The sequence below is a fragment of the Pseudomonas sp. B22(2017) genome (assembly GCF_002113105.1).
Classification (GTDB): Bacteria; Pseudomonadota; Gammaproteobacteria; order Pseudomonadales; family Pseudomonadaceae; genus Aquipseudomonas; species Aquipseudomonas asiatica.
Genome location: NZ_NEJN01000004.1, coordinates 37,503 through 62,462, shown reverse-complemented (window position 1 = coordinate 62,462; position 24,960 = coordinate 37,503). Strand labels below are relative to the sequence as shown.

Below are 24,960 nucleotides of genomic sequence, written 5' to 3'. Positions count from 1 at the left end.
CGCTCAAGAATCAGCTGTACACACGCCCCAGCAACTGGCGGTGGCTTTCGAACTGGTCCAGCACATCACGCACGATCTGCTCCGGCGCAAAGCCCATCAGGTCGTACTCCTGGCTGCCATCGTGCAGGTATACCTCGGCGCGGTAGAAGCGCTGGCGCACCTCCGGCTCACCTTCCACCGGCGCTTCGCTCGGCGCGGCCAGGTAGCCATCCAGGCTCACTTCATAGACGAACGGGTTGCCCTCTTCCATCATCACCCGCAGGCCCATCATGTTGCGCGACTGGCCAACCCGGGTTTCCACCTCGAAGCCCAGGGTCTGCAACTGCGCGGCAGCCTCTTTCAGCGCCGGGCTGACCTGCTTGTCCATGAAGCGCTGTACAACGGCCTGGGTCGGCTGCAGCTCCAGCTGGGTCAGGCGCTCGCTGAAGCCACGACGGCCACGTGCGGCCAGCTCGGCACGCTCCTGCTCCACCGCCACGTCCTGCTTCATGGCCTTGTACAGGCCGAACATGAACAGCACCAGCACCACCGAGAACGGCAGACCCGCCAGCACCACCATGGTCTGCATGGCTTCGAAGTTACCGGCGAACAGTAGGCCGATGGTGACCAGGGTGATGACCACCGACCAGAACACCACCATCCAGTGCGGGGCGTCTTCGTCGACCTTGCCACCTTTGCACGACAGGTTGGCCATCATCACCGCGCCGGAGTCGGCCGGGGTGAGGAACAGCACGAAGCCGACGAACACCGCTACACCGATCACGATCTTGGCCGCCGGGAAGTATTCCAGCAGCTGGTAGATCGACATCGACGGCTGTTCAAGGGCGGTCTTGCCCAGTTCCACGGCGCCTTGGTTGATCACCAGGTCCAGCGCGGTGTTGCCGAAGATCGACAGCCAGGCCAGGGTGAAGCCCAGCGGGATCAGCAACACGCCGCTGACCAGCTGGCGCACGGTGCGACCCTTGGAGATACGGGCAATGAACATGCCGACGAACGGGCCCCAGGAAATCCACCAGGCCCAGTAGAACACGGTCCACAGGCCCAGCCAGCGTTCGGACTTGCCAGCTTCGCCTTCATATACGTAGAGGTCGAAGGTTTTCAGCACGATGCCGTTGAGGTAGTCACCGATGTTCTGCACGAAGCCGTTAAGCAAGTGCAGGGTTTCGCCGCCCAGCAGGACGAAGATCAGCAGGCCGCTGAACAGCACGATGTTGAGGTTGGACAGGCGGCGAATGCCGTTTTCCACACCCGAGACCGCCGCCACGGTGGCGACGCCGGCCATGACCAGGATAACCACCAGCAGGTTGGTCTTGCTGTGGTCCATGCCGAACAGGTATTCCAGCCCGGAGGCCACCTGCATCGAGCCGATGCCCAGGTTGGTCACCAGGCCCAGCAGGGTTACGAACATGCCGAAGATGTCCACGGCATTGCCCGCAGCACCCTTGACCCAACGCTCACCGACCAGCGGGTACAGCGCCGAGCGCAGGGCCAGTGGCTGATTGTGGCGGTAGGCGAAGTAACCCACGGCCAGGCCGACCAGGGCGTAGATCGCCCAGCCGTGCAAACCCCAGTGCAGGAAGGTCAGCTGCAGGCCCTGACGCGCTGCGTCGAGGCTGGCAGAAGTGCCTTCCGGTGGGTTGAAGTAGTGGTCCAGCGGCTCGGAGGCGCCGAAGTACAACAGCGAAATGCCGATACCGGAGGAGAACAGCATGCCGGCCCAGGCGCCATAGCTGAAGTCGGGCTGGTCATCCTTGCCGCCAAGCTTGAGCTTGCCGTAGTCGGAGAAGGCCAGGTAGATGACGAACAGCAGGTAACCGCCGATTACCAGCATGTAATACCAGCCGAAGGTGCGCGTCAGCCATTTCTGGGCTACGCCCAGCACTTGGCCGGCGGTTTCGGGTACAGCGATAAGCAAGGCAGTCAAAACGAGAATCATCAGCGCGGAGGTGAAGAACACCACGCGGTTGACCCGTACCCTCTCGGCCGGAGGGTTGGTAAGTGAGGCAGAACTCATTGCACGAATGCTCCGGGCAGTGCGGCTGTGGAGGCTAATCAGTCTTTCCCGAGCAATTGGTGGAATATCCCCACTGCATCAGGTGTTATAAAAGCACCCTTGGAAACCGTGATCCCGAATCGATACGTTGCAAAAAACAGACAGGTGGCCCGCTGCAAATGCCACGCCTCAGCTGAGGTGCGCGCATTCGTCACAGATCACCCCGCCCGCTCCAAGGGCCCGCCGCAGGGTCCATGACCGCACGGCAGAATCTGCATTTCGCATCGCTCATGCCCGTCAACGCCTTGTATTCAGGGGGTTACGCGATTTCCTGGGGTGTCAATCCGTGCCTTCTCGACCGCCTTAAAAACTGTCAATGGCACAAATTGTCGCAGAGCTTATTCTTTATTGATTGAACGTTCAATCAAAACAAAATAGACTGGCCTTCGCCGAGTCAGCCGCCCGTCGTCTGCTCGCAGGCCTGAGGAGAACGCAAGATGCCCAAGGTCGGTATGCAACCCATCCGCCGCCAGCAGTTGATCGAAGCCACGTTACAGGCGGTCGATCAGGTCGGACTGGGTGACGCCAGCATTGCGCTGATTGCCCGTTTGGCCGGTGTGTCGAACGGCATCATCAGTCACTACTTTCGGGACAAGAACGGCCTGATAGCAGCGACGATGGGTTACATCATGAACATGCTCAACGAAGGTGTCAGAGCACGTCGCCAGGCCCTGACGGACGACAGCCCGCGCGCCCACCTGAAAGTGATCATCGAGGGCAACTTCGATGCCAGCCAGGTAAACGGCCCGGCGATGAAAACCTGGTTGGCCTTCTGGGCTTCCAGCATGCACCAGCCCGATTTGCACAGGTTGCAGCGGATCAACGACCACCGCTTGTATTCCAACCTGTGCTGCCAGTTCCGCCGCGCCCTGCCGCTCTACCATGCGCGCAAGGCAGCCCGCGGCCTGGCAGCTTTGATCGACGGCTTGTGGCTGCGTGGCGCCCTGTCGGGTGATGCATTCGACACCGACCAGGCGATACGGATTGCTTACGAATACATGGATCTACAACTGGCTAAGCAGCACACCCTGGGTACAAACGACCAGGCCGCTGAACAACCGCGCACGGCCCTTGCCAACCCAGCAGGAGCGTGACGCGCAAGCCAAACCACACACTGCACTTGCGAGGACACTATGGCCCGTTTCGGAACGCAAAAACTCTACATTGATGGCGCTTACGTCGACGCTGGCAGCGATGCCACCTTCGAAGCCATCAACCCGGCTACCGGCGAAGTCCTCGCCCACGTGCAACGTGCCACCGAGGCTGACGTCGAGAAGGCCGTCGAAAGCGCCGAGCGAGGCCAGAAGGTCTGGGCCGCGATGACCGCCATGCAGCGTTCGCGCATCCTGCGCCGCGCCGTCGAGATCCTGCGCGAGCGCAACGACGAGCTGGCCATGCTGGAAACTCTGGACACCGGCAAGTCGTACTCGGAAACCCGCTACGTCGACATCGTCACCGGCGCCGACGTGCTGGAGTATTACGCTGGCCTGGTTCCGGCCATCGAAGGCGAGCAGATCCCGCTGCGTGAATCGTCCTTCGTCTACACCCGCCGCGAGCCGCTGGGCGTGACCGCCGGTATCGGTGCCTGGAACTACCCGATCCAGATCGCCCTGTGGAAATCCGCCCCGGCCCTGGCCGCCGGCAACGCGATGATCTTCAAGCCGTCGGAAGTCACCTCGCTGACCACCCTGAAACTGGCCGAGATCTACACCGAAGCCGGCTTGCCGAACGGCGTGTTCAACGTCCTGACCGGCAGCGGCCGTGAAGTCGGCACCTGGCTGACCGAACACCCACGCATCGAAAAAGTCTCCTTCACCGGCGGCACCACCACCGGCAAGAAGGTTATGGCCAGCGCCTCGAGCTCGTCGCTCAAGGAAGTCACCATGGAGCTGGGCGGCAAGTCGCCACTGATCATCTGCGCCGACGCCGACCTGGACAAGGCCGCCGACATCGCCATGATGGCCAACTTCTACAGCTCGGGCCAGGTTTGCACCAACGGCACCCGCGTGTTCATCCCGGCTGATATGAAAGCTGCCTTCGAGGCCAAGATCGTCGAGCGCGTTGCCCGCATCCGCGCTGGCAACCCGGAAGACGAAAACACCAACTTCGGCCCGCTGGTCAGCTTCCAGCACATGGAAAGCGTGCTTGGCTACATCGCCAAGGGCAAGGAAGAAGGCGCACGCGTGCTGTGCGGTGGCGAGCGTCTGACCGCCGGTGATTTCGCCAAGGGTGCATTCGTGGCCCCGACCGTGTTCACCGACTGCACCGACGACATGACCATCGTCAAGGAAGAGATCTTCGGCCCGGTGATGAGCATCCTCACCTACGAAACCGAAGAAGAAGTCATCCGTCGCGCCAACGACACCGAGTACGGCCTGGCCGCCGGTGTCTGCACCAACGACATCACCCGCGCTCACCGCATCATCCACAAGCTGGAAGCCGGTATCTGCTGGATCAACGCCTGGGGCGAATCGCCGGCCGAAATGCCGGTCGGTGGCTACAAGCAGTCGGGCGTCGGCCGTGAGAACGGCGTCAGCTCGCTGGCTCAATACACTCGCATCAAGTCGGTCCAGGTCGAGCTGGGCGGCTACAACTCGGTCTTCTAAGGCCCTGTCCAGCCACGCCCGTGCCTCAGCGCACGGGCGTTCCTGCTCCCTGAACACCGCCAACACGAGGGTACTTTCATGTCCCAAGAATTCGATTACATCATCGTCGGTGCCGGTTCGGCCGGTAACACCCTGGCGACCCGCCTGACCGAAGACGCAGGCGTCACCGTATTGCTGCTGGAAGCCGGTGGCCCCGACTACCGCTTCGACTTCCGCACCCAGATGCCAGCGGCCCTGGCCTTCCCGCTGCAGGGTCGCCGCTACAACTGGGCCTACGAGACCGATCCGGAGCCGTACATGGACGGCCGCCGCATGGAATGCGGTCGCGGCAAAGGCCTGGGTGGCTCGTCGCTGATCAACGGCATGTGCTACATCCGCGGTAATGCCCTGGACTTCGATGGCTGGGCAGAACTGCCAGGCCTGGAAGACTGGACCTATCTGGACTGCCTGCCGTACTTCCGCAAGGCCGAAACCCGCGACATCGGCCCGAACGACTACCACGGTGGCGAAGGCCCGGTCAGCGTGACCACGCCGAAAGCCGGCAACAACCCGCTGTTCCACGCCATGGTCGAAGCCGGCGTGCAGGCCGGTTACCCGCGCACCGAAGACCTGAATGGCTACCAGCAGGAAGGCTTCGGCCCGATGGACCGTACGGTGACCAAGAACGGCCGCCGCTCCAGCACCGCCCGCGGCTATCTGGACCAGGCCAAGAAGCGCCCGAACCTGACCATCGTCACCCACGCCCTGACTGACCGCGTGCTGTTCGACGGCAAGCGCGCCATCGGCGTGACCTACCTGGTCGGTGACAGCGAAGAGCGCGTTGAAGCCCGTGCCCGCAAGGAAGTCATCGTCAGCTCCGGCGCCATCGCTTCGCCGCAGCTGCTGCAGCGCTCCGGCGTTGGCCCGCGCGCCCTGCTGGAAAGCCTCGACATCCCGGTGGTGCATGATCTGCCAGGCGTTGGCGAAAACCTGCAGGACCACCTGGAGCTGTACCTGCAGTACGCCTGCACCCAACCGGTGTCGCTGTACCCGTCGTTGCTGTGGTGGAACCAGCCGGCGATCGGTGCGGAGTGGATGTTCAACGGCACCGGCATCGGCGCCAGCAACCAGTTCGAGGCCGGTGGTTTCATTCGTACCCGCCCTGAATTCAAGTGGCCGAACATCCAGTACCACTTCCTGCCGGTGGCCATCAACTACAACGGCTCCAACGGCGTGAAGGAACACGGCTTCCAGGCACACATGGGTTCCATGCGCTCGCCTGCCCGCGGCCGCATCCAGGCCAAGTCGAAGGACCCGCGCCAACACCCGAGCATTCTGTTCAACTACATGTCCACCGAGCAGGACTGGCAGGAATTCCGTGACGGCATCCGCCTGACCCGTGAAATCATGGCCCAGCCGGCACTGGACCCGTACCGTGGCCGTGAGATCAGCCCCGGCGCGCACGTGCAAACCGATGAAGAGCTGGACAAGTTCATCCGCGAGCACGCCGAAACCGCCTTCCACCCGTCCTGCTCGTGCAAGATGGGCACCGACGACATGGCGGTGGTCGACGGCGAAGGCCGCGTGCATGGAATGAAGGGCCTGCGTGTGGTCGATGCGTCGATCATGCCTCTGATCATCACCGGTAACCTCAACGCCACCACGATCATGATCGCCGAGAAAATCTCGGACAAGATCCGTGGCCGCAAGCCGCTGCCGCGCAGCACTGCCAAGTACTACGTGGCGGGCGATGCACCGGTGAAGGGTAAGCCGATGCGCGAGGTCAAGCAGGCGTAAGCCTGCACCGGCCTCTTCGCGGCTAAAGCCGCTCCCACAGGGCTCACACAGGTTTTGAAAACTGTGCAGTACCTGTGGGAGCGGGTTCACCCGCGAAAGGGCCCGCCCAGCAACCCCCGAAAAGGCACCCACCACGGTGCCTTTTTTTCATCTGCAGAAACGCTTTACAGCCTGCCAATTCATCAGGTTAGAATCATTTGGCACGCGACCTGCTAGCGTCATGCTATCAAGTCCCCTCCCCCGCGGTCCCCGGAGTACCTGCCTTTGGATGCAAGCACCATCAACAGCCTGTTCCTGATCGGCGCATTGCTGGTGGGCGCAAGTATCCTGGTCAGTTCGCTGTCGTCGCGCCTGGGCATCCCTATCCTGGTCATCATCCTTGCGGTCGGCATGATCGCCGGCGTCGATGGTGGCGGCATCATCTTCAACAACTATCCGACCGCCTACCTGGTGGGCAACCTGGCTCTGGCCGTGATCCTGCTCGACGGTGGCCTGCGCACACGGGTGGCGAGCTTCCGCGTGGCACTGTGGCCGGCGCTGTCGCTGGCCACCATCGGCGTAATGATCACCACCGCCCTCACGGGCCTGGTCACCGCCTGGCTGTTCGACCTGAGCCTGATCCAGGGCCTGCTGATCGGCGCCATCGTCGGTTCCACCGACGCTGCGGCGGTGTTCTCGCTGCTCGGCGGCAAAGGCCTGAACGAACGGGTCACCGCCACCCTGGAGATCGAGTCGGGTAGCAACGACCCGATGGCGGTTTTCCTCACCGTCACCCTGATCGACATGATCGCCAGCGGCCAGACCGGCCTGCACTGGAGCCTGCTCACCCACCTGCTGCGCGAATTCGGCATCGGCGGGCTGGTGGGTCTGGGCGGCGGCTGGCTGATGCTGCAACTGGTCAACCGCATCAAACTGGCTGGCGGCCTGTACCCCATCCTGGTGATCGCCGGCGGCCTGGTGGTGTTCTCGCTGACCAACGCCCTGCACGGCAGCGGCTTCCTTGCCGTGTACCTGTGCGGCCTGGTGCTGGGCAACAAGCCCATCCGCAGCCGCCACGGCATCCTGCACATGCTCGACGGCATGGCGTGGCTGGCGCAGATCGGCATGTTCCTTGTGCTGGGGCTGCTGGTCACGCCCCACGACCTGCTGCCCATCGCCCTGCCGGCGCTGGGACTGGCGCTGTGGATGATCCTGGTAGCGCGCCCACTGTCGGTGGTCACCAGCCTATTGCCGTTCAAGGCCTTCCACGGCCGTGAAAAGGCTTTCATTTCCTGGGTCGGCCTGCGCGGTGCGGTACCGATCATCCTCGCGGTGTTCCCGCTGATGGCCGGCCTGCCGGACGCCCAGCTGTTCTTCAACCTGGCCTTCTTCATCGTGCTGGTGTCACTGCTGGTGCAAGGCACCAGCCTGCCGTGGATGGCCAAGCTGCTGAAAGTGACGGTACCGCCAGACCCGGCGCCGATCTCCCGTTCGGCGCTGGAAGTGCACATCACCAGCGAGTGGGAAATGTTCGTCTACCGCCTGGGTGCCGAAAAATGGTGCATCGGCGCCGCCCTGCGCGAGCTGAAGATGCCCGAAGGCACGCGAATCGCCGCGCTGTTCCGGGGCGAGCAACTGCTGCACCCGTCCGGCAGTACGGTACTGGAAGTAGGCGACATGCTCTGTGTGATCGGCCACGAGCACAACCTGCCGGCCCTGGGCAAGCTGTTCAGCCAGGCGCCACAACGTGGCCTCGACCTGCGTTTCTTCGGCGACTTCGTGCTCGAAGGCGATGCCGAACTGGGTGCGGTGGCAGCGTTGTACGGTCTGAAACTCGACGGCCTGGACGCGAAAATGCCACTGGCCCAGTTCATCCGACAGAAGGTCGGAGGCGCTCCAGTAGTAGGTGACCAGGTCGAATGGCATGGCACGATCTGGACCGTGGCCACCATGGACGGGAACAAGATTCAGAAAGTAGGCGTCAGATTCCCCGAAGGAACGCGACCCGGACCAGGATTGTTCCTCTAAACTTCGTTTCTGCCGGATCCACAAGTAGTCTGCCTATGTCCCTGCGCGTGTACCTCCGCACAGCCCTGTTCGGGCTGTGCCTGTCTCTCTCTTTTGCAGCCACGGCAGCAGAAGCCCCGACCACCGCCAGCATCCAGAACAGCCTCGACAAGATCGCCGAGCGCAAGCTGCCCGAGGCCGAGCAGAAAGCCCTGCAGCAGGTGCTGGAGCAAACCCTCAGCCTGCTCGCCAGCAAGGAAGACAATGAGAAGAAACTCGCCGCGCTGAAGCAGGAGCTGGCCGGCGCGCCGAAAGAAACCAGCGACAGCCAGCGCGAACTGGCCAGGCTCAAGGAAACCAAGCCACAGCCGGTAGCCCAGCGTTATGCCGCCCTTTCCGTGCCGCAACTGGAGCAGATGCTCAGCGAGCGCAGCACCCTGCAGGGCGAGCTGCAGAAGGCGTTGTCCGAAGCCAACAGCCTGATCATCAACTCACAGACCCGCCCGGAACGCGCCCAGGCCGAAATCAGCAACAGCCAGGCGCGCACCCAGCAGATCAACAGCATCCTCAAGACCGGCAAGGACGCCGGCAAACCGATCAACACCGACCAGCGCAACCAGTTGAATGCCGAACTGGCCTCGCTCAACGCGCTGACCCTGCTGCGCCGCCAGGAGCTGGCCGGCAACAGCCTGCTGCAAGATCTGGGCAACGCCCGCCACGACCTGCTGATCGAACGGGCCGCGCGCCTGGAGCAGGAAATTCAGGACCTGCAGACCCTGATCAACGACAAGCGCCTGGCCCAGTCCCAGGAAGCGGTCACCCAGCAATCGATCGAGGCCCAGAAAGCCGGCGGCAGCAGCCTGCTGGCCACCGAAAGTGCGGTCAACCTCAAGCTTTCCGACTACCTGCTGAAAAGTACCGACCGCCTCAACGAACTGACCCAGCAGAACCTGCGCACCAAGCAGCAACTGGACAGCCTGACCCAGGCCGACCAGGCGCTGGACGAGCAGATCAACGTGCTCAAGGGCAGCCTGCTGCTGTCGAAGATCCTCTACAAGCAGAAGCAGACCCTGCCGCACCTGAAGGTCGATCGCGACCTGGCCGACCAGATCGCTGACACCCGCCTGTACCAGTTCGAGGTCAACCAGCAACGCGAGCAGATGAGCAGCCCGGTCACCTACGTCGACAAGCTGCTGGCTGCCCAACCACAGGAAGATGTGACACCACAGCTGCGCAAGGCCCTGCTGGAAGTGGCGATTACCCGCAGCGACCTGCTGGAGCGGCTGAACCGCGAGTTGTCGGCACTGCTCAACGAATCGATCACCCTGCAGCTCAACCAGAAGCAGCTGCTGGGCACCGCCCAGAGCCTGCGCACCACCCTCGACGAGCAAATGTTCTGGATCCCCAGCAACAAGCCGCTGGACTGGGACTGGCTGCGCTATGTGCCGGAACGCCTGGCCGACCAGGTGGCCAACCTGCCGTGGGGCTCGGGCCTGAAGGAGCTGGGCGACGGCCTGAGCCAGCGCCCGTTGCTGTTCCTGCCGCTGCTGCTGGTGATCGGCGCCCTGCTGTGGCGGCGCAAATACCTGTACCAACGGCTGGGCAAGGTGCACCAGGACATCGGCCACTTCCGCCGTGACAGCCAGTGGCACACGCCCCAGGCGATCCTCATCAACATCCTGCTGGCGATGCCTGTCAGCCTGGGCCTGGCCCTGTGCAGCTACGCCCTGCAGATCGACGCCCGCGGGCAGAACGCCAACCTTGGTGCAGCCCTCTGGCAACTGGCCCAGGCCTGGCTGGTGTTCTACACCGCCTACCGCATCCTCGCCCCGGGCGGAGTGGCGGAAATCCACTTCCGCTGGCACAAGCCGCAGGTCGAGTTCCTGCGCGGCTGGGTGCGCCGCCTGGGCACCGTGGTGCTGGCACTGGTCGGTGTGGTGGCGGTGGCCGAGCATCAGCCTTCGGCGCTGGCCGATGATGTGTTGGGTATCGGCGTGGTACTGACCTGCTACGCACTGATGGCCTGGCTGCTCAGCCGCCTGCTGCTCAGCAGCCCGGCGCACCGCGATACCTCGCTGTTCCGCAAGGCCGTGGGTGTGGCCTTCACCGCCCTGCCCATCGCTCTGTTCGTGGCCGTGTGCTTCGGCTACTACTACACCGCGCTGAAACTTACCGACCGGCTGATCTATACCCTGTACCTGCTGCTGTTCTGGCTGGTGATCGAAGCCGCGTTCGTACGTGGCCTGTCGGTGGCGGCACGGCGCCTGGCCTACCAGCGCGCGCTGAGCAAGCGGGCGGCGGCCAAGGAAGGGCTGGATGGCGAAGTCATCACCGAAGAACCAGCGCTGGACATCGAACAGGTCAACCAGCAGTCGCTGCGCCTGATCCGCCTGGCCCTGCTTGGCGGCTTCATCGCGGGCCTGTACTGGGTGTGGTCGGACCTGATCTCGGTGTTCGCCTACCTCAACAACTTCGTCCTCTACGAATACACCAGCGGCACCGGCGCCGCCGCCAGCATGGTGCCGATCAGCCTCGGCGACCTGCTGGGCGCACTGGTAATCGTCGGCATCACCTTTGCCCTGGCCGGCAACTTGCCGGGCCTGCTGGAAGTGCTGGTGCTGTCACGCCTGAACCTGGCCCAGGGCAGTGCCTACGCCACCACCACGCTGTTGTCGTACACCATCGTCGGTATCGGTATCGTCAGCACCCTGTCGACCCTGGGTGTCAGCTGGGACAAGCTGCAATGGCTGGTGGCCGCGCTGTCGGTGGGCCTGGGCTTCGGCATGCAGGAAATCTTCGCCAACTTCATCTCCGGCATCATGATCCTGTTCGAGCGCCCGGTGCGGATTGGCGACACCATCACCATCGGCAACCTGTCGGGCACGGTGAGCAAGATCCGCATCCGCGCCACCACCATCACCGACTTCGACCGCAAGGACATCATCGTCCCCAACAAGACCTTCATCACCGGCCAGCTGATCAACTGGTCGCTGACCGACACGGTCACCCGGGTAACGCTGAAGCTTGGCATCGACTATGGCTCCGACCTGGACCTGGTGCGCGACCTGCTGCTCAAGGGTGCTCACGAAAACCCACGCGTGCTCAAGGACCCGGAGCCGATCGTGTACTTCCTCAACTTCGGCGAGAGCTCACTGGACCACGAGCTGCGCATGCACGTACGCGACCTGGGCGACCGCAACCCAACGCTGGACGAGATCAACCGCTACATCAACCGCGAGTTCAAGGCGCACAACATCAAGATCTCGGTGCGCCAGGTCGAGGTGTTTCTGATGGATCCGAAGGGCGGCAAACAGCAGCTGATTCCGGTGGAGCAGCCGAAACCGGATGGCACTCACCCTGTGTGAGTGGACTCCATAGAGCATGAACGCCCAGAATGCCTGCGAGGGCTTCGCCCTCGATCGCCGGCAAGCCAGCTCCCACAGTGACCGTGCCGCACCCAAGCCCTGCACATCCCCTGTGGGAGCTGGCTTGCCGGCGATGGGCCGCAAAGCGGCCCCCTAGGTACCGACTTCCAGGAGCAGCCCGTGAAAGCCCTCGACCAACTCACCTTCGACAATCGCTTCGCCCGCCTGGGCGACGCGTTCTCCACCCAGGTCCTGCCCGAACCCATCGCAGACCCACGCCTGGTGGTAGCGAGCGAGTCGGCCATGGCGCTGCTCGACCTCGACCCAGCCCAGGCAGAGCTGCCGGTTTTCGCCGAGCTGTTCAGCGGCCACAAGCTATGGGAAGAGGCCGACCCGCGGGCGATGGTCTATTCCGGCCATCAGTTCGGCTCCTACAACCCACGCCTGGGTGATGGCCGCGGCCTGCTGCTGGCCGAAGTGCTGAATGACCAGGGCGAGCACTGGGACCTGCACCTCAAGGGCGCCGGCCAGACGCCCTACTCGCGCATGGGCGACGGCCGCGCCGTGCTGCGTTCCTCGATCCGCGAGTTCCTCGCCTCCGAGGCTCTGCACGCCCTGGGCATTCCCAGCAGCCGGGCACTGTGCGTGATCGGCTCGAGCACCCCGGTTTGGCGCGAAACTCGCGAAAGCGCGGCCATGCTCACCCGCCTGGCGCAAAGCCATGTGCGCTTCGGGCATTTCGAATACTTCTACTACACCAGGCAACCAGAACAGCAGCGGGTGCTGATCGACCATGTGCTGGAGCAGCACTATCCGGAATGCCGCGACGCCGAACAGCCCTACCTGGCCATGTTCCGCACCATCGTCGAGCGCAATGCCGAGCTGATCGCCCGTTGGCAGGCCTATGGTTTCTGTCACGGGGTGATGAACACCGACAACATGTCGATCCTCGGCATCACCTTCGACTTCGGCCCGTACGCCTTCCTCGACGACTTCGACGCCAACTTCATCTGCAACCACTCCGACGACCGTGGCCGCTACAGCTACGCCAACCAGGTACCGATCGCTCACTGGAACCTCAGTGCGCTGGCCCAGGCGCTGACCACGGTGATCGAAGTCGAACCGCTCAAGGAGGCGCTGGGCCTGTTCCTGCCGCTGTACCAGGCACACTACCTGGACCTGATGCGCCGCCGCCTGGGCCTGACCACCGCTGAAGAAGACGACATGGCGTTGGTCGAGCGCCTGCTGCAGCGCATGCAGAGCGGTGGTGTGGACTACAGCCTTTTCTTCCGCAAGTTGGGCGATCAGCCCGTGGCCGAGGCGCTGAAGATGGTGCGTGACGATTTCATCGACCTGGCCGGTTTCGATGCCTGGGGGGCGGACTACCTGGCCCGCTGCGAGCGCGAAGCGGATAATGCCGAAGGGCGGCGTGAGCGCATGCATGCGGTGAACCCGCTGTATGTGCTGCGCAACTACCTGGCACAGAAAGCCATCGAAGCGGCCGAAGCGGGGGATTACAGTGAAGTGCGACGGCTGCATCAGGTGTTGAGCAAACCGTTCGAGGAGCAGGCCGGGATGCAGGGCTATGCCGAACGCCCGCCGGAATGGGGCAAGCACCTGGAAATCAGCTGCTCCTCCTGACCAACTCCGAACCCTGTGGGAGCTGGCTTGCCGGCGATAGGGCCCGAACAAACAACACAAGGAATTGATATGTCCGAACCACTGGTAATCCCCTGCCCCCACTGCAACGGCCTCAACCGCCTGCCCGCCGAGCGCCTGGGCGACGCGCCGAAATGCGGCCGCTGCAAACAGGACGTGCTGCTGAGCACTCCCTTCGAACTCACCGAAGCCAGCTACGCCAACCAGATCAAAGGCGACCTGCCACTGCTGGTCGACATCTGGGCCGACTGGTGCGGCCCGTGCAAATCCTTCGCCCCCACCTTCGAACAGGCCGCCCGCCAACTGGCCGGCCGCTGCCGCCTGGCCAAGCTCGACAGCGAAGCCAACCGCAACCTGGCCGGGCAACTGGGCATCCGCTCTATCCCCAGCCTGCTGCTGTTCAAGAATGGCCGTGAAGTTAGCCGTCAGGCCGGGGCGTTTCCACTCCAGTCGTTGCTGGAGTGGTTGCGTAGCCAGGGGGTTTAAGCGTTCTCTTCTAGTAGCGAATGCAACTCGACAAACTGCTGGGTCAGCTTGTGCCTGGGCTCCAGGTGAATCAGCGGAAGGCTGGCATGGTGCGACTCACGCATCTTCACCGAGCTGCCCAGGTACACCGGTAGCACCGGGAGCCCTTCGGCCAGCAGCTCGTCGAGCATCTGCTGTGGCAGGCTGGCACGGGACTGGAACTGGTTGACCACGATGCCTTCGACCACCAGGTCTTCGTTGTGGTCGTCCTTGAGCTCTTCGATCTCAGCCAGCAGGCCATACAGTGCCTGGCGCGAGAAGCTGTCGCAGTCGAAAGGAATCAGCACGCGATCGGCGGCGATCAGTGCGGAAACCGCATAGAAGTTCAGCGCTGGCGGGGTATCGATGTAAATGCGCTCGTAGTCCTCGTCCAGTTCGTCGAGCAACTTACGCAGCTTGTTGATCTTGTGCTTCGCCTCAAGCTTCGGCTGCAGATCGGCCAGCTCGGCCGTGGCGGTGACCACATGCAGGTTGTCGAACGGGGTTTCGTAGATATCGACCTGGTTCTTCTTGCTGAACGGCCCGCTGGACAGGCTTTGCTTGAAGAAGTCGGCGATGCCCATGGGGATATCGTCGCCGGTCAGGCCAGTCAGGTACTGGGTCGAGTTGGCCTGGGCATCCAGGTCGATCAGCAGGGTCCGATAACCTTCGCTGGCGCTCACAGCCGCCAGGTTGCAAGCGATGCTCGACTTGCCCACACCACCTTTCTGATTGAACACCACGCGCCGCATGATTGACCTCCGTGTATCAACGAATGCCCGAGTATGTGGCGCCGCTGCGGCAATGACCAGTGCCATTTGCCCGGAACAACAGCCTTGTGCTGCCTGCCCTGGCCCTATCGCCGCCAAGCCGGCGTCCCTTGTGGGAGCTAGCTTGCCGGCGATGGGGCCCGATCAGGCAACTACACTGCCCCGGCCAACCACCTGCCCCGTGAGCAACTCGGCAAATGCCCGTGCCATCGCCGACCCACCATGCTCGCGCTGCACCAGCCACACCGCCGACATCGCCCCTTCATCCAGCAGCGTGCGATAAACCACCCCCTCGATGCGCATGCGCTGGAACGACGCCGGCAGAACCGACACCCCAAGCCCTGCCGAAACCAACCCGATGATGGTCATCGCTTCCCCCGCCTCCTGGGCAAAATGCGGGCTGAAACCCGCCTGGCGCGCCAGGCTCAGCAACTGTGCATGCAACCCGCTGCCATAGCTGCGCGGGAAGAACACGAACGGCTCATTGGCCAGGGCGGCCATGTGCACGCCATGCTCCGTACCTTCGGCAAGTGGATGCGAGGCGTTGATCACTGCCACCAGCGGCTCGCGAAACAGTTCGGTGGCCATCAGCCCTTCCGGCAGCGGCATCGGCCGCATCAGCCCGACCTCGATGGACTCGTCGAACACCCCTTCCGCCACATCGCGGCTGCTCATTTCCCTGAGGTTCAGGTGCACCGCCGGGAAGCGCTGGCGAAACGCGTGGATGGCCTTGGGGATCTTCGAGGTGAACGGTGCCGAGGAGGTAAAGCCGATCTTCATCTCCCCCAGCTCCCCCAACTGCGCACGCCGGGCGACATCGGCAGCCTTTTCCACCTGCGCCAACACCTGACGGGCCTCCTCGAGGAACAATCGACCCGCCTCGCTCAGCTCCACCCGACGGTTGGTGCGCTCGAACAGCCGGGCACCCAGTTCCTGCTCCAGCGCCTGGATCTGCTGGCTCAAGGGCGGCTGCGAAATACCCAGTTGCTGGGCAGCGCGGCCAAAATGCAGCTCTTCGGCCACGGCGATGAAGTAACGCAAATGGCGCAGTTCCATGATCAGCTCCGAACAGGTCGCAAAACATCTCAAATAGGTCGAACAATATATTGGATCTAATCATTAGCCAGCTATATGCTTTTTTTCATTGCGCCAGAGGTACCCGCCCGTGAAAACTGCTGCAGCTGCCCTTCCCGCCGAGCCAGAAACTGCACCGCTGAACGAAATGTGGATCGAAAAAGGCACCCCCGCCTTCATGAAGACCGTGCTGGCGCTATTCAGCGGCGGCTTCGCCACCTTCGCCCTGCTGTACTGCGTGCAGCCGATGATGCCGTTGCTGTCGAAGGAATTTGCCATCAATGCGGCGCAGAGCAGCCTGGTGCTGTCGGTCTCCACAGCCATGCTAGCGTTCGGCCTGCTGATCACCGGCCCTATCTCCGACCGCATCGGGCGCAAGCCGGTGATGGTGTTTGCCCTGGCCTGCGCCGCCCTTTCCACCCTGGCCAGCGCGGCGATGCCGAGCTGGGAGCTGGTACTGGCCACCCGCGCTCTGGTCGGCCTGTCGCTGAGCGGCCTCGCGGCGGTGGCGATGACCTACCTGAGCGAAGAGATCCACCCGCAGCACATCGGCCTGGCCATGGGCCTGTACATCGGCGGCAACGCCATTGGCGGCATGAGCGGGCGCCTGATCACCGGCGTGCTGATCGACTTCGTCAGCTGGCACACGGCGATGCTGACCATCGGCGGCCTGGCCTTGGTTGCGGCGCTGGTGTTCTGGAGGGTGCTGCCCGAATCGCGCAATTTCCACCCGCAGGCGATGAACCCACGCAGCCTGCTGGATGGCTTCGTCATGCACTTCAAGGATGCCGGACTACCCTGGTTGTTCCTCGAGGCCTTCCTGCTGATGGGCGCCTTCGTCACCCTGTTCAACTACATCGGCTACCGCCTGCTGGCCGAGCCCTATCACATGAACCAGGCGCTGGTCGGCTTGCTGTCGGTGGTTTATCTGTCGGGCATCTACAGCTCGGCGCAGGTCGGCGCACTGGCTGACAAACTGGGCCGGCGCAAGGTGTTCTGGGCCAGTATCGTAGTGATGGCGGGCGGTTTGCTGATGACCCTGGCCAGCCCGCTGGTGATGGTGATCCTCGGTATGCTGGTGTTCACCTTCGGCTTTTTTGGCGCGCACTCGGTGGCCAGCAGCTGGATCGGCCGCAGGGCTTTGAAGGCCAAGGGACAGGCGTCGTCGTTGTACCTGTTCAGCTATTACGCCGGGTCGAGCGTGGCCGGTACGGCGGGCGGGGTGTTCTGGCACCAGTGGGGGTGGAATGGCATCGGGCTGTTCATTGGCAGCCTGCTGGCGGTGGCGTTGCTGGTGGCGCTGCACCTGAGCAAGTTGCCACCGAAATCGGGCTGAACCCCATCGCGACAAAAGGCCGCTCCTACAGCGGAACGCGATTCCCTGTAGGAGCGGCCTTGTGTCGCGATGGGCTGCAAAGCAGCCCCAAAATCTCGGATCAGTTGATGATCTCGACCATATCCACATCCACCTCCCGGCTCATCAGGTGCTTCTCCACCTCACCGGTCAGCTTTACCTTTGTCTTGTCGTTGAACGGCGTCGGCGGCAGGTCTTCATCATCGATTTCCACGGTGATGGTGCCGGTGTTGTCCTTGAACTCGTACTTGTCGTCGTTGTTGATCTTCTTGGTCACGAAGCCTTGCAGCACCACTGGGGTGTCGTCGGCAGCATCATTGGCCGCAGCTACGGTGGTGACCGACTGGGCGCCGGGGCCGGTGTAGCCGGCAGCCAGGGCGGCAGTGCTGAACAAGGGGGCAAGAATCATCGCAAGGTAACGTGCTTTCATGAGGATCAGGTCCTGTTTCGGTTTCGATGGGACCAGATTAACGACGATCGCTGAATTAAAACTTAATGAACAAAAAGCCCGACACATGGCCGGGCTTCGTGTTCAGCGATCGACTCACTGATGGTATTGCGCCGACAGCTCATGAACGGCGTTGATGAACACGCCAGCGTGCTCCGGGTCGACTTCCGGTGTGATGCCGTGGCCCAGGTTGAACACATGGCCCGTGCCGTGGCCATAGCTGGCCAGGATACGCGCCACTTCCTTGCGGATGGCCTCGGGCTTGGCGTACAGCACGGTCGGGTCCATGTTGCCCTGCAGCGCCACCTTGTCACCCACGCGGCGGCGAGCATCGCCGATCTCGCAGGTCCAGTCCAGGCCCAGCGCGTCGGCACCGGCTTCGGCGATGCTTTCCAGCCACAGGCCGCCGTTCTTGGTGAACAGGATCACCGGCACCTTGCGCCCCTCGTGCTCGCGGATCAGGCCGCTGACGATTTTGCGCATGTAGGCCAGGGAGAACTCCTGGTAAGCCGCCGCCGACAGGTTGCCGCCCCAGGTGTCGAAAATCTGCACGGCCTGGGCACCAGCGAGGATCTGGCCGTTGAGGTAGCTGGTGACCGACTGGGCCAGCTTGTCCAGCAGCAGGTGCAGGGCCTGCGGGTTGTCGTAGGCCATGGCCTTGGTCTTGCGGAAATCCTTCGACGAACCGCCTTCGACCATGTAGGTGGCCAGGGTCCACGGGCTGCCGGAGAAGCCGATAAGCGGCACGCGGCCGTTGAGCTCGCGGCGGATGGTGCTGACCGCGTCCATCACGTAGCCGAGGTCTTTCTGCGGGTCGGGGATTGGCAGCGCTTCGATGTCGGCCGGGGTGCTGATGACCTTCTTGAAGCGCGGGCCTTCGCCGCTTTCGAAGTACAGGCCCAGGCCCATGGCATCGGGGATGGTGAGGATGTCCGAGAACAGGATCGCCGCGTCCAGCGGGTAGCGGTCCAGCGGCTGCAGGGTGACCTCGCAGGCGAACTGCGGGTTCATGCACAGGCTCATGAAGTCACCGGCCTTGGCGCGGCTGGCGCGGTACTCCGGCAGGTAGCGGCCGGCCTGGCGCATCATCCACACCGGGGTGACGTCTACGGGTTGCTTGAGCAGTGCACGCAGGAAACGATCGTTCTTCAGGGCAGTCATGTCGGCATCCGGAAAAATAGTGCGGGCATTTTCTCAGACGCCAGCGCAAAAGGCACGGTCAAGGCCATGCGTTTTGTCTATTGGATGCCATGGATCAAGGATTTTTGTATACAAAAATGCCTTTGGGGCTGCTTTGCAGCCCCGACAATCAATCAGACTTCCAGGTAGTCCAGAATGCCTTCAGCAGCAGTACGCCCTTCGAAGATAGCCGTCACCACCAGGTCCGACCCACGCACCATGTCGCCGCCGGCAAACACTTTCGGGTTGCTGGTCTGGTGCTTGAACTTGCCTTTCTCCGGCGCAACCACGCGGCCCTGGCTGTCCAGTTGGATGCCATGCTGCTCAAACCAAGGCGCCGGGCTTGGGCGGAAGCCGAAGGCGATGACCACGGCATCGGCCGGCAGAATCTCTTCAGACCCCGGGATCGGCTCCGGGCTGCGGCGGCCACGGGCATCCGGCTCGCCGAGACGGGTCTCGACCACCTTCACGCCTTCGACCTTGTCCTCGCCGACAATGGCGATAGGCTGGCGGTTGTAGAGGAACTTCACGCCCTCTTCCTTGGCGTTCTTCACCTCACGACGCGAACCCGGCATGTTGGCCTCGTCACGGCGATAGGCGCAGGTCACCGACTTGGCGCCATGGCGGATCGAGGTGCGGTTGCAATCCATCGCGGTGTCACCACCGCCCAATACCACCACCTTCTTGCCCTGCATGTCGACGAAGTCTTCCGGCGACTTCTCGAAGCCCAGGTTGCGGTTGACGTTGGCGATCAGGAAGTCCAGCGCGTCATGCACGCCCGGCAAGTCCTCGCCCGGGAAGCCGCCCTTCATGTAGGTGTAGGTACCCATGCCCATGAACACCGCGTCGTACTCGGCGAGCAGCTGCTCCATGGTCACGTCCTTGCCCACCTCGGTGTTCAGGCGGAACTCGATGCCCATGCCGGTGAACACTTCACGGCGGTTGCTGAGCACGGTCTTTTCCAGTTTGAACTCGGGAATACCGAAGGTCAGCAGGCCGCCGATTTCCGGGTTGCGGTCGAACACTACCGGGGTCACGCCGGCACGTACCAATACGTCGGCACAGCCCAGGCCGGCCGGGCCGGCACCGATGATGGCAACGCGCTTGCCGGTTGGCTTGACCTTGGACATGTCCGGGCGCCAGCCCATGGCGAAGGCGGTGTCGGTGATGTACTTCTCCACCGAGCCGATGGTCACCGCACCGAAGCCGTCGTTCAGGGTGCAGGCACCCTCGCACAGGCGGTCCTGCGGGCATACGCGGCCGCACACTTCCGGCAGGGTATTGGTCTGATGCGACAGTTCCGCCGCAGCCAGGATGTTGCCTTCGGAAACCAGCTTCAGCCAGTTGGGGATGAAGTTGTGTACCGGGCACTTCCATTCGCAATACGGGTTACCGCAGCCCAGGCAGCGGTGCGCCTGCTCCACGGACTGCTGCGGCTTGAACGGCTCGTAGATTTCCACGAACTCCTTCTTGCGCTGGCGCAGCAGCTTTTTCTTCGGGTCCTTGCGGCCCACTTCGATGAACTGGAAGTCGTTGTTCAGACGTTCAGCCATTTTTCAAAACCTCTTTACCGCAGTTGCCAGCCTCAGGCTGCAAGCTGCAAGACGATCACTTGAGCACGACGGGCCCCGCGCACGGGGCCGTCACTTGCAGCTGTTGTTACTGCGGGTTGGCACGGGTGCTGGACAGCAGTTGCTTCAGGTTGGCTGCCTTCGGCTTGACCAGCCAGAAGCGCCGCACGTAGTCGTCCAGGTTCTCCGAGAGCTCACGCCCCCACTCGCTGCCGGTCTCTTCCACGTACTCGGCAAGGACCCGCGCCAGGTGGCTGCGGTAGGCCTCCATCGCTTCACCACTGATACGCTGGATTTCCACCAGCTCATGGTTGAGCTTGTCAACGAAGGTATTGTCCATGTCGAGCACGTAGGCGAAGCCGCCAGTCATGCCAGAACCGAAGTTGTAACCGGTCTTGCCCAGCACACAGACAAAGCCGCCGGTCATGTACTCACAGCAGTGATCGCCAGTGCCCTCGACAACAGCGTGGGCGCCGGAGTTACGTACAGCGAAGCGCTCGCCAGCAGTACCGGCGGCGAACAGCTTGCCGCCAGTGGCGCCGTACAGGCAGGTGTTGCCGACGATGGCGCTGTGCTGGGTTTCGAACGGGCTGCCGGCTGGCGGCACGATGGTGACCTTGCCACCGGTCATGCCCTTGCCGACGTAGTCGTTGGCATCGCCTTCCAGGTGCAGGTTCAGGCCACCAGCGTTCCACACGCCGAAGCTCTGGCCCGCAGTGCCCTTGAAGCGGAAGGTGATCGGTGCCGCGGCCATGCCCTGGTTGCCGTGCAGGCGGGCGATTTCACCCGAGACCCGCGCACCGATCGAGCGGTCGCAGTTGCAGATGTCGAGGCTGAACTCGCCACCGGCCTGGTCGCGGATGGCCGGCATGGCCATTTCCACCATCTTCTCGGCCAGCTCGCCCTGGTCGAATGGTGGGTTCTTGTCGACTTCGCAGAACTGCGGCTTGTCAGCCGGGATGTGCGAGCTGCCCAGCAGCGGCGTCAGGTCCAGGTACTGCTGGCGCTCGGTGTCGCCTGGCAGCACGTCGAGCAGGTCGGTACGGCCGATCAGCTCGCCGAGGCTGCGTACGCCCAGCTTGGCCAGCCACTCACGGGTTTCTTCGGCGACGAAGGTGAAGAAGTTGATCACCATGTCGACGGTGCCGATGTAATGGTCCTTGCGCAGCTTATCGTTCTGGGTGGCCACGCCGGTAGCGCAGTTGTTCAGGTGGCAGATGCGCAGGTACTTGCAGCCCAGGGCGATCATCGGCGCGGTACCGAAGCCGAAGCTTTCGGCGCCGAGGATGGCTGCCTTGATCACGTCCAGGCCAGTCTTCAGGCCGCCGTCGGTCTGTACCCGTACCTTGCCGCGCAGGTCGTTGCCGCGCAGGGTCTGGTGGGTCTCGGCCAGGCCCAGCTCCCATGGGGCGCCGGCGTACTTGATCGAGGTCAGCGGCGAAGCACCGGTACCACCGTCGTAGCCGGAGATGGTGATCAGGTCGGCATAGGCCTTGGCCACACCGGCGGCGATGGTGCCGACGCCGGCTTCTGCCACCAGCTTGACCGAAACCAGGGCCTGCGGGTTGACCTGCTTGAGGTCGTAGATCAGCTGGGCCAGGTCTTCGATCGAGTAGATGTCGTGGTGCGGCGGTGGCGAGATCAGGGTTACGCCCGGTACCGCGTAACGCAGCTTGGCGATCAGGCCGTTGACCTTACCGCCTGGCAGCTGGCCGCCTTCACCGGGCTTGGCGCCCTGGGCAACCTTGATCTGCAGCACTTCGGCGTTGACCAGGTACTCCGGGGTCACGCCAAAGCGGCCGGTGGCCACCTGTTTGATCTTCGAGCTCTTGATGGTGCCGTAGCGCGCAGGGTCTTCACCGCCCTCGCCAGAGTTGGAACGCGCGCCCAGGCGGTTCATCGCCTCGGCCAGCGCTTCGTGAGCCTCCGGCGACAGTGCACCCAGCGAAATACCGGCGGAGTCGAAGCGTTTGAGGATCGCCTCCAGCGGCTCGATCTGCTCCAGCGGCAGCGGCTGGTCAGCCACTTTCACCTTCAGCAGGTCGCGGATCATCGACACCGGGCGCTGGTCGACCAGCGTGGTGTATTCCTTGAACTTGGCATAGTCGCCCTGCTGCACGGCAGCCTGCAGGGTGTTGACCACATCCGGGTTGTAGGCGTGGTACTCGCCACCGTGAACGAACTTCAACAGGCCGCCTTGCTGGATCGGCTTGCGCGCGCTCCAGGCTTCGGCTGCCAGCAGCTTCTGGTCGCTTTCCAGGTCTGCGAAACGCGCACCCTTGATGCGGCTGGAAACGCCCTTGAAGCTCAGGCCGACCACTTCCTCGGACAGGCCGATGGCTTCGAACAACTGCGCACCACGGTACGAGGCAATGGTGGAGATACCCATCTTCGACAGGATCTTCAGCAGGCCCTTGGAGATGCCCTTGCGGTAGTACTTGAAGACTTCGTCCAGGTCGCCCAGCACTTCGCCGGTACGAATCAGGTCAGCCAGCACTTCATAGGCCAGGTACGGGTAAACGGCCGAGGCACCGAAGCCCAGCAGCACGGCGAAGTGGTGCGGGTCGCGGGCGGTGGCGGTTTCCACCAGGATGTTGCTGTCGCAACGCAGGCCCTGTTCGGTCAGGCGGTGGTGTACCGCACCCACGGCCAGCGAGGCGTGCACCGGCAGTTTGCCAGGGGCAATGTAGCGGTCGCTCAGCACCAGCTGGGTCTTGCCAGCGCGCACGGCTTCTTCAGCCTGGTCGGCGATGTTGCGGATGGCCGCTTCCAGGCCGACGCTCTCTTCATAGTTGAGGTCGATCAGCTGGCGGTCGAAACCTTCGCGCTCCAGATTCATCAGCGAACGCCACTTGGCGGGCGAGATGACCGGCGAGCTTAGGATTACCCGCGAAGCGTGCTCGGGGGATTCCTGGAAGATGTTGCGTTCGGCGCCCAGGCAGATTTCCAGGGACATGACGATCGCTTCGCGCAGCGGGTCGATCGGCGGGTTGGTCACCTGGGCAAACTGCTGGCGGAAGAAGTCGTACGGCGAACGTACGCGCTGCGACAGAACGGCCATCGGCGTGTCGTCACCCATCGAGCCGACCGCTTCCTGGCCCTGCTCGCCGAGCGGGCGCAGCACCTGGTCACGCTCTTCGAAGGTGACCTGGAACATCTTCATGTACTGCTTGAGCTGGTCGGCGTCGTAGCTGGCCACGCCCTGGTCATCGGTCAGCGTCGCCTGGATGCGCGTGGCGTGCTGACGCAGCCAGCGCTTGTACGGGTGGCGCGACTTCAGGCGGTTGTCGATGGCGTCGGTGTCGAGGATCTGGCCGGTTTCGGTGTCCACGGCGAAGATCTGGCCTGGGCCAACGCGGCCCTTGGCGATGACGTCCTCGGGCTTGTAGTCCCATACGCCGATTTCCGACGCCAGGGTGATGTAGCCGTTCTTGGTGGTCACCCAGCGCGCCGGGCGCAGGCCGTTACGGTCGAGCAGGCACACCGCATGGCGGCCTTCGGTCATGACGATACCGGCCGGGCCATCCCACGGCTCCATGTGCATGGAGTTGTATTCGTAGAAGGCACGCAGGTCGGCGTCCATGGTCTCGACGTTTTGCCAAGCTGGCGGTACCAGCATGCGCACGCCACGGAACAGGTCGATGCCGCCAGTGACCATCAGCTCCAGCATGTTGTCCATGCTAGAGGAGTCGGAGCCGACGCGGTTGACCAGCGGGCCGAGCTCTTCGAGGTCGGGGATCAGGTCGTTGGCGAATTTGGTGCGACGGGCCATGGCCCAGTTGCGGTTGCCGGTGATGGTGTTGATCTCGCCGTTGTGGGCGAGGAAGCGGAACGGCTGCGCCAGTGGCCATTTCGGCAGGGTGTTGGTGGAGAAGCGCTGGTGGAACACGCAGATCGCGGTTTGCAGGCGCTCGTCACCCAGGTCCGGGTAGAAGGCCGCGAGATCGCGCGGCATCATCAGGCCTTTGTAGATGATGGTCTTGTGCGAGAAGCTGCAGATGTAGTGGTCGGCGTCGTGGGCGTTGGCCACGGACGAACGGCGACGGGCACTGAACAGCTTGATGGCGAATTCCTGGTCGCTCAGGCCTTCACCGCCGATGAACACCTGCTCGATCTGTGGCAGGCGCTCAAGGGCCAGGCGGCCGAGCACGCTGGTATCGATCGGCACCTTGCGCCAGCCGACCAGTTTCAGGCCAGCAGCGAGGATTTCGCGGTCCATGTTGGCGCGGGCGGCTTCTGCTTTGACCGGGTCCTGGTTGAAGAACACCATGCCGACGGCGTACTGCTTGGGCAGCTCGACGGCGAAGTGCTCCTGGGCCACGGCACGCAGGAATTGATCGGGCTTCTGCATGAGCAGACCGCAACCGTCACCGGTCTTGCCGTCGGCGTTGATACCGCCGCGGTGGGTCATGCAGGTCAGTGCCTGCATGGCGGTTTGCAGAAGGTGGTGGCTCGGTTCGCCCGTCATATGGGCGATCAGGCCAAAACCACAGTTGTCCTTGAATTCTTCGGGATGGTACAGACCTGTTTTCATAGACACATTCTCACCAGGTTCACCTCTCAACGGAGGTAAATCTCTTTTTTAACAACCACTTACCATCCACGCCGATCAAAC

General features: G+C 63.1%; 15 protein-coding genes. 8 read left to right on the top strand and 7 right to left on the bottom strand.

Features of this window, described 5'->3' with window-relative positions; genetic code table 11:
* Window positions 1–10: 10 nt before the first annotated feature.
* The gene (locus tag CAG18_RS10700; RefSeq protein WP_223998156.1) at window positions 11–1,957 is read right to left on the bottom strand and encodes a BCCT family transporter; all 1,947 of its coding nucleotides are present in this window, start codon (window positions 1,955–1,957) and stop codon (window positions 11–13) included.
* 533 nt (window positions 1,958–2,490) lie between these two features.
* Between CAG18_RS10700 and betI the strand changes: the two genes are divergently transcribed.
* From betI to trxC, 7 genes are all read left to right on the top strand, one after another.
* Complete coding sequence (betI, locus tag CAG18_RS10695; protein WP_003259891.1) at window positions 2,491–3,147, top strand: transcriptional regulator BetI; 657 nt, start codon at window positions 2,491–2,493, stop codon at window positions 3,145–3,147.
* Between the two features lie 39 nt (window positions 3,148–3,186).
* Window positions 3,187–4,659, top strand: coding sequence for a betaine-aldehyde dehydrogenase (gene betB / locus CAG18_RS10690; RefSeq protein ID WP_015272124.1), 1,473 nt, complete (start codon window positions 3,187–3,189; stop codon window positions 4,657–4,659).
* A 78-nt stretch (window positions 4,660–4,737) separates the two neighbouring features.
* The gene (gene betA, locus CAG18_RS10685) at window positions 4,738–6,435 is read left to right on the top strand and encodes a choline dehydrogenase (RefSeq protein WP_013974589.1); all 1,698 of its coding nucleotides are present in this window, start codon (window positions 4,738–4,740) and stop codon (window positions 6,433–6,435) included.
* A gap of 264 nt (window positions 6,436–6,699) precedes the next feature.
* A complete protein-coding gene (locus CAG18_RS10680; protein WP_085720871.1) occupies window positions 6,700–8,442 on the top strand; it encodes a potassium/proton antiporter in 1,743 nt (580 codons plus the stop codon).
* 35 nt (window positions 8,443–8,477) lie between these two features.
* Complete coding sequence (gene mscK, locus CAG18_RS10675) at window positions 8,478–11,786, top strand: mechanosensitive channel MscK (protein ID WP_085720870.1); 3,309 nt, start codon at window positions 8,478–8,480, stop codon at window positions 11,784–11,786.
* Between the two features lie 180 nt (window positions 11,787–11,966).
* Window positions 11,967–13,427 (top strand): protein adenylyltransferase SelO, encoded by a 1,461-nt coding sequence (selO, locus tag CAG18_RS10670; protein WP_054572200.1) that lies wholly within the window; start codon window positions 11,967–11,969, stop codon window positions 13,425–13,427.
* A 69-nt stretch (window positions 13,428–13,496) separates the two neighbouring features.
* Entirely contained in the window at window positions 13,497–13,931 is a 435-nt protein-coding gene (gene trxC / locus CAG18_RS10665) for a thioredoxin TrxC (RefSeq protein WP_015272128.1), read from the top strand.
* Here the strand turns inward: trxC and CAG18_RS10660 are convergent.
* A complete protein-coding gene (locus CAG18_RS10660; RefSeq protein ID WP_013974594.1) occupies window positions 13,928–14,701 on the bottom strand; it encodes a ParA family protein in 774 nt (257 codons plus the stop codon). The genes trxC and CAG18_RS10660 overlap by 4 nt on opposite strands.
* A 162-nt stretch (window positions 14,702–14,863) precedes the next feature.
* Window positions 14,864–15,775, bottom strand: a complete 912-nt coding sequence (locus CAG18_RS10655; protein WP_085720869.1) for a LysR family transcriptional regulator — start codon at window positions 15,773–15,775, stop codon at window positions 14,864–14,866.
* Between the two features lie 166 nt (window positions 15,776–15,941).
* Between CAG18_RS10655 and CAG18_RS10650 the strand changes: the two genes are divergently transcribed.
* On the top strand, window positions 15,942–17,129 hold the full coding sequence (locus CAG18_RS10650; protein WP_223998157.1) for an MFS transporter: 1,188 nt from the start codon (window positions 15,942–15,944) through the stop codon (window positions 17,127–17,129).
* 100 nt (window positions 17,130–17,229) lie between these two features.
* On the opposite strand, the gene CAG18_RS10645 is transcribed toward CAG18_RS10650, so the two are convergent.
* The 4 genes from CAG18_RS10645 to gltB form a co-directional block, all read right to left on the bottom strand.
* Complete coding sequence (locus tag CAG18_RS10645) at window positions 17,230–17,577, bottom strand: YgiW/YdeI family stress tolerance OB fold protein (RefSeq protein ID WP_015272131.1); 348 nt, start codon at window positions 17,575–17,577, stop codon at window positions 17,230–17,232.
* Between the two features lie 114 nt (window positions 17,578–17,691).
* Window positions 17,692–18,756 (bottom strand): uroporphyrinogen decarboxylase, encoded by a 1,065-nt coding sequence (hemE, locus tag CAG18_RS10640; protein ID WP_025340953.1) that lies wholly within the window; start codon window positions 18,754–18,756, stop codon window positions 17,692–17,694.
* A gap of 152 nt (window positions 18,757–18,908) precedes the next feature.
* A complete protein-coding gene (locus tag CAG18_RS10635; RefSeq protein WP_015272133.1) occupies window positions 18,909–20,327 on the bottom strand; it encodes an FAD-dependent oxidoreductase in 1,419 nt (472 codons plus the stop codon).
* A gap of 106 nt (window positions 20,328–20,433) precedes the next feature.
* A complete protein-coding gene (gltB, locus tag CAG18_RS10630; protein WP_013974600.1) occupies window positions 20,434–24,879 on the bottom strand; it encodes a glutamate synthase large subunit in 4,446 nt (1,481 codons plus the stop codon).
* Window positions 24,880–24,960 lie beyond the last annotated feature (81 nt).